This is a genomic window from Streptomyces sp. NTH33, assembly GCF_003236365.1.
In the GTDB taxonomy this organism is placed as follows: domain Bacteria; phylum Actinomycetota; class Actinomycetes; order Streptomycetales; family Streptomycetaceae; genus Streptomyces.
Genome location: NZ_POTZ01000418.1, coordinates 1 through 6,082, shown reverse-complemented (window position 1 = coordinate 6,082; position 6,082 = coordinate 1). Strand labels below are relative to the sequence as shown.

Annotated in this window: 3 protein-coding genes and 3 pseudogenes; 2 read left to right on the top strand and 4 right to left on the bottom strand. The window is 71.8% G+C overall.

Going from position 1 to position 6,082, the window contains the following annotated elements; genetic code table 11:
• Positions 1-22 precede the first annotated feature (22 nt).
• Positions 23-82: pseudogene (locus C1I97_RS43045) on the top strand (DUF4236 domain-containing protein); the annotation flags it as partial.
• A 44-nt stretch (positions 83-126) separates the two neighbouring features.
• Here the strand turns inward: C1I97_RS43045 and C1I97_RS29175 are convergent.
• The 4 genes and pseudogenes from C1I97_RS29175 to mtnA form a co-directional block, all read right to left on the bottom strand.
• Positions 127-1,719, bottom strand: a pseudogene (locus C1I97_RS29175) (LpqB family beta-propeller domain-containing protein); the annotation flags it as partial.
• A complete protein-coding gene (mtrB, locus tag C1I97_RS29170; RefSeq protein WP_111006114.1) occupies positions 1,709-3,790 on the bottom strand; it encodes an MtrAB system histidine kinase MtrB in 2,082 nt (693 codons plus the stop codon). The gene mtrB and the pseudogene C1I97_RS29175, both read right to left, overlap by 11 nt.
• 1 nt (position 3,791) lies before the next feature.
• Positions 3,792-4,481 carry a two-component system response regulator MtrA gene (gene mtrA / locus C1I97_RS29165; protein WP_198668611.1) on the bottom strand — a complete coding sequence of 230 codons (690 nt, stop codon included), beginning with the start codon at positions 4,479-4,481 and terminating at the stop codon, positions 3,792-3,794.
• Between the two features lie 111 nt (positions 4,482-4,592).
• Complete coding sequence (mtnA, locus tag C1I97_RS29160) at positions 4,593-5,735, bottom strand: S-methyl-5-thioribose-1-phosphate isomerase (RefSeq protein ID WP_111006113.1); 1,143 nt, start codon at positions 5,733-5,735, stop codon at positions 4,593-4,595.
• Positions 5,736-5,875: 140 nt separating this feature from the next.
• Here mtnA and C1I97_RS40765 point away from each other — a divergent pair.
• A pseudogene (locus C1I97_RS40765) lies at positions 5,876-6,082 on the top strand (hypothetical protein); the annotation flags it as partial.

The window sequence follows — 6,082 nt, the reverse complement described above, 5'->3', positions numbered from 1 at the left end:
CGCCTTCGGAAGGAGCACCCGCATGCCGCTCACGTTCCGCAAGAGCTTCCGGATCCTCCCGGGAGTGCGACTGAACATCAACAAGCGCTCCTGGTCGTTCACCACCGGCGGGAAGCACGGACCGCGGAGCCGGCTGTCACCGGCCCACGACATGGCGGTGACATTCTCCAGCTCCGGCGCCGCCGAACGCAGCTCCAGCACCGACACCACCGGCCGGTCCCCTGAACTGTCGTCCCGTTCGATCCGGCCGATGAGCAGGGACTTGTTGTTGTCCTTGCCCTGCACGACGAGCGCGATCCGCACCCCGTCGGCGGCCACTCGCACCGCGTCGACGCGTCCGTTCAGCCCGGGAACGCGCACCTCGAGCGGCTTCTCCACGCCCTGTTCCAGCATCAGCAGCCGCGGCTGGGCGGGATTGCGGTCGGCCACCCACAGGTCGCCGTGCGCGTCCCAGCTCGGCGTCGTCAGCCGGTCGGCCTCGGTCCTGCCGCGGCTCTGCAGCACGGACGGCTCGAGCGAACCACCCGCCATCAGCGAGCCCACGAACAGCGACCTCCCGTCGGAGCCGACCCCCGCCGCGGTGCGCTCGTCCCAGGACACGGCCGCCGACCCGAGCGGCTGGACGCCCTCGCCCAGCGCGCCCGGCGCCGGTTCCGCGCTGTTGCCGGTGCCGGGCATCCGCAACAGCCGGTGCTTGTCGTCGACAAAGTACAGGTACTCGGACCGCTTCACCGGCCCGCGCCTGGCGACGTCCTCGGCCAGGTTCTCCTTGAGCGCGCACAAGGTGCTGCCGTCGGCCCGCTGCAGCTCGACCGTCTCCACCGTGGGCGTCAGGTTCTGCAGCGTGAACAGCAGCTGGGTCGCCATCTCCCAGCACTTCTCGCGCCCCACCTCGGAGGCCTTGTCGTTCAGCGGCACGGTCAGCTTGTTCTGGTCGTCGGGCGTCAGCCCGGTGACACCGCCTTGCAACGCCGTACCGGTCGGGAAGCTCGACCTGACCACCGGCTTGAGCCAGCTCGTGGGCCCGGCCAGCAGGGATCGCACCATCTGCGTCATCGCGTCCACACGCCGGCGCACGTAGACGGGATCGGCGACGGCCGTCGCCGGTGTCCCCGACTCCGCCCGGGTGCCGGAGGCGAAGTAGTACTTGTTGACGGACATGTAGTTGCGCTGGAAGTCCGACTGGCCCATGACGACGCCCTTCGGCGGCACGTCGATGCGCCACTGCCTGCTTTTCTTGTCCCGCGACAGATGCACCGGCTGGCTGTAGGGCCCGGTCAACGGCGTGTACGACTGCTGCTCGTCCACCCGGGCCACCTTGCTGCCGACCAGCGTGACCGCGTAGTCGTCGCCGGCGTCGTGCCCCGTCGTGCGGTCGACCCGGATGCCCGGGCCGTCGGCGAGCACGGTCGTGGACGACTCCGGCCGCCACTGCCGCGCGGCCGCTCCCGTCAGATACTGGCGGGCCGTCGCATACTGTGGATCGTCGCTGGTCAGCGCCTCCAGGAAGCCCTGAAGGATCTCCGCGGGCGGGGCGCCCTCCCGGGGCGGCATGGCGAACACCCGTACCTCGGTGTCCTGGCGCGGAGTGGACTCCACATCCCGCAGGTCCCCGCTGTCGGGCATCGTGGCGCACCCCGCCAGCAGTACGACCCCACAGGCGGCGTACGCCACCGCGCGCACCGGCCGCCGCACGCCCTCCTCGCGTTCAGCGCCCACGAAATGCCTCCCCTTGCTGCGTCATGTCCCGCGGCCCGGCTCCCTCCGGATCCGCGGAGCCCTCCGGCTCGTTCCCCGCCGTCTCCACCGCGGGCACGGCCTCCTGCCGTCGTGCGTCCGAGGCCGGCCGGGGCACTACGCGCGCGCCGTTGCCGGGCAGCGCCGTCGGGTCTGCCGTGGGCGGCACCGCGGTCGGCCGGGACGCGATCGGGCCCCGTGCCGAGGCCGTACGGTCACCCGTCGCCTGCACCGGCACGGTGGCACGCTTCTCTCCCCCACTGGGCAGACCGGCGTCGTCGAGTCCGCGGTTGCGCCGTGAGTCCTTGGGCTCCAGCGGTATGGGCGAACCCCGCAGCGGCTCGTCCGCGGTCCTGGGCAGCGTCAGCCGGAACTGCGAGCCGCCGCCCGGCTCGCCCCACGCCTGCAGCCAGCCGCCGTGCAGCCGGGCGTCCTCCAGGGCGATCGACAGCCCCAGGCCCGTACCGCCCGTGGTACGCGCGCGTGCCGGGTCCGCACGCCAGAAGCGGCTGAAGACACGGGTCGCCTCGCCCGGCTTGAGCCCGACGCCGTAGTCGCGCACCGCGACCGCGACAGCGCCGCCGGCCGTGGCGAGCTTGACGACGACATCCCTGCCCTCGCCGTGCTCCACGGCATTGACGACCAGGTTGCGCAGGACGCGCTCCACACGCCGCGCGTCGGCCTCCGCCACGACGGGCTGCTGGTCGCCGACGACCCGGATCCGGGTGCCCTTGCGCTCGGCCAGCGGCTCCGCACCGCTGACGACCCGGCGCACGACCTCCCGCAGGTCGATCGGCTCGGCCTCCAGCGCCGCCGCACCCGCGTCGAAGCGGCTGATCTCCAGCAGGTCGGCGAGCAGCGACTCGAACCGGTCCAGCTGGTCGGCGAGCAGCTCCGCCGAGCGAGCGGTGACCGGGTCGAAGTCCACGCGCGCCTCATGGATGACGTCGGCGGCCATCCGCACGGTCGTCAGCGGCGTGCGCAGCTCGTGCGAGACGTCGGAGACGAACCGGCGCTGCATCCGCGACAGGTCCTCCAGCTGCTGGATCTTCAGCTGCAGGTTCTGCGCCATCTTGTTGAAGGCCTCGCCGAGCCGCGCGATGTCGTCCTCGCCGGTGACCTTCATCCGCTCCTGCAGCCGCCCGGCCGACAGCCGCTCGGCAATCCTGGCCGCCATCCGCACCGGCGTGACGACCTGCCGCACCACCAGCCAGGCGATGGCCCCGAGGAGTACGACGACGAAGAGACCGGCCGTCGCGAGGGTGCCCTTGACCAGGCTCAGCGACTTCTCCTCCTGGCTGAGCGGGAAAAGGTAGTACAGCTGGTACGGGTCACCGTTGGGGTCGTTGATCTGCTTGCCGATGACCAGCGCGGGCTGGGAGCCCTTGTCACTGTCCTTGTAGACGATGCGGGCGTAGCTCTGGGCGGCCACCATGTTGTCGTTGATCCGCGCCCGCAGTTCCTCGGGCACGCTCGCCGTCGGATCCACCCCGCCGGAGGCACGCGGACCGCGCCCACCGCCGCTGTCGGTGCCCGCGGGCAGCGTGACCACGTCGAAGGCCCCCTGGCCACCGCTGGAGAGCGAGGACACCAGGTCGCTCATCCACTGGATGACGTTCTGCGAGGAGCGGCCGTCCGTCGCGGAGGCGGCGTCGGCGGTGGCGGTCGCCGCCTCGTCGGCCCCCTGCTTGGCCACCGCGAAACCGCCGGTGGCCTGGCTCTGCGACGCCTTCACCTTGGCGTCCAGCAACCCGTTGCGCACCTGGCCGATGACGACGAACCCGAGCAGCAGGACGACGCCCAGCGACATCAGCAGCGTGGTGACGACGACCCTGAGCTGGATGTTGCGCCGCCACAGCCGCATGACGGGCAGCAGCGGCCGATGCACCCAGCGCAGGAAGAGACGCAGGACCGGGCTGCCCTGCACGCCGCCGTGCAGCAGCCCACCGTCCAGGAGGCGCCCCCAACGGGAACCCGCACCCGCCCGGCCGACAGGCCGCTCCGTGCGGGCCCCGGTCCCTCCGGGCGCCGAAGCGGCACTGTCCCCCGACACGTCAGCTCGGTCCGGCCTTGTAGCCGACACCGCGGACGGTCACCACGATCTCGGGCTTCTCCGGATCCTTCTCGACCTTGGAACGCAGCCGCTGCACGTGCACGTTCACCAGACGGGTGTCGGCCGCGTGCCGGTAGCCCCAGACCTGCTCCAGAAGCACCTCGCGGGTGAACACCTGCCACGGCTTGCGGGCGAGGGCGACCAGCAGATCGAACTCCAGCGGCGTCAGCGCGATCGACTGCCCGTCCCGCTTCACGGAGTGACCGGCCACGTCGATGACGAGGTCGCCGATGGCGAGCTGCTCCGGCGCCGGCTCTTCCGACCTGCGCAACCGCGCCCGGATACGGGCCACGAGCTCCTTCGGCTTGAACGGCTTCACCACGTAGTCGTCGGCGCCCGACTCCAGGCCCACCACGACATCCACGGTGTCGCTCTTGGCCGTCAGCATCACGATCGGCACCCCGGACTCCGCCCTGATCAGGCGGCACACCTCGATGCCGTCCCGGCCGGGCAGCATCAGGTCCAGCAGCACCAGGTCGGGCTTGGTCTCACGGAAAGCGGCCAGCGCCTTGTCGCCGTCGGCTACGAAAGACGGCTCGAAACCTTCACCTCGCAGCACGATCCCGAGCATCTCGGCCAGTGCGGTGTCGTCGTCGACGACAAGGACTCGTCCCTTCATAAACGACATCATCCCATTCTCGTAACGGCTGCGAAGATCCAGGTGAGGGAGTTCACTGGCCTGTGACGATAGTCGTACCGACTCGCTACTGTCTGCCCTCACCCCGAGAACGGGATGCCGCCCCTACTCGGCCGCCGCCTGCCGCGACCTGGCGCACAGTTCGGCCAGGCCCTTGGCCGTCACCGGCGAGACGGTGCCCTCCTCGGTGACGATCGCGGTCACCAGCTCCGGCGGGGTCACGTCGAACGCCGGGTTGTAGGCCTGCGTACCCAGCGGTGCGACCGGGATGCCGCCACCGGCACCCGTGACCGGGACCTGAGGCGCGATGATCTCGGTCACCTCGTAGCCCGGGCGCTGCTCGACCTCGATCGCCGCACCGTCCGGGGTCTCCAGGTCCACCGTCGTCACCGGCGCCACCACGATGAACGGCACGTGGTGGTAGCGCGCGAGCACCGCGAGCGGATAGCTGCCCACCTTGTTCGCCACCGAGCCGTCGGCGGCGATACGGTCCGCGCCGACCAGCACGGCGTCCACCTCACCGGCCGCGAACAGCGAGCCCGCCGCGTTGTCCGTGAGCAGGGTGTACGCCATGTCCTTGCGGGCCGCCTCGTACGCCGTCAGCCGCGCGCCCTGGAACAGCGGCCGGGTCTCGTCCACCCACAGCCGCCGCAGCCGCCCCGCACGATGCGCAGCGAGCGCCACCGCGAACGCCGTCCCCTCCCCGCCCGACACCAGCGACCCGGTGTTGCAGTGCGTGAGGATGCGGTGCCCGCCACCGGACTGCAACTCGTCCAGCAGCGCCAGCCCGTGCTCGGCCATCCGCGCACTGGCCTGGGCGTCCTCCTGATGCAACTGGCGCGCCGCGGCCAGCGCCGCCGAGGCGGCCCGCCGGGAATCACCGCTCCTGGCGAGCTCCGCCTGATAGGCGGACTGTGCCCGGCGCACACCGACGGAGAGGTTCACCGCCGTGGGCCGGGCACCCGCCAGCGCCGTCGCGGCATCGTCCACGTCGAAGCCGCGCGCGGCGGCGAGCGCGACGCCGTACGCCCCGGCGATGCCCAGCAGCGGTGCCCCGCGCACGGCCAGCGACCGGATCGCCTCCACCAGCACGGAGGCGTCCGTGCACACCAGCTCGACCTCCTCTGCGGGCAGCCTCGTCTGATCGAGGAGGACCAGGACCGGCCCCTCGGGCGGCTCCTCCCAGCGGATCGCCGGTGTCCCGGCCGGCCGGTTGTCCTCGCGGGTCTGCGCGTACTGATCAGCCATGTCGTCAGTCTGCCCCGTATCCGGCGGACAATTGAAGGTACGCAGCCGCCACCACCGCCGGTCACCCGAAGACCACCCCATGGCACGATGGCAGCCAACCTGCCGCCGCGACCGCGGACGGGCACCGTGAAGGAGCGACGATGAAAGACACTCCGGGCTGGTCCTCGCCCGGATCCGCCTCGTCCGACGGACAGGGACCCGGTGCGTCCGGGCCTGTCGACGCCGGCCACCCCGGCCCCGCACAACCCGCGGACCAGCCGGGCGAACAGCCGCAGAGCCCCGGCGTGAAGTGGTCCAAGGAGCAGCCGCCACCCGGCCAGTGGTCCGCGCCCACGGGAGCCCCGGCC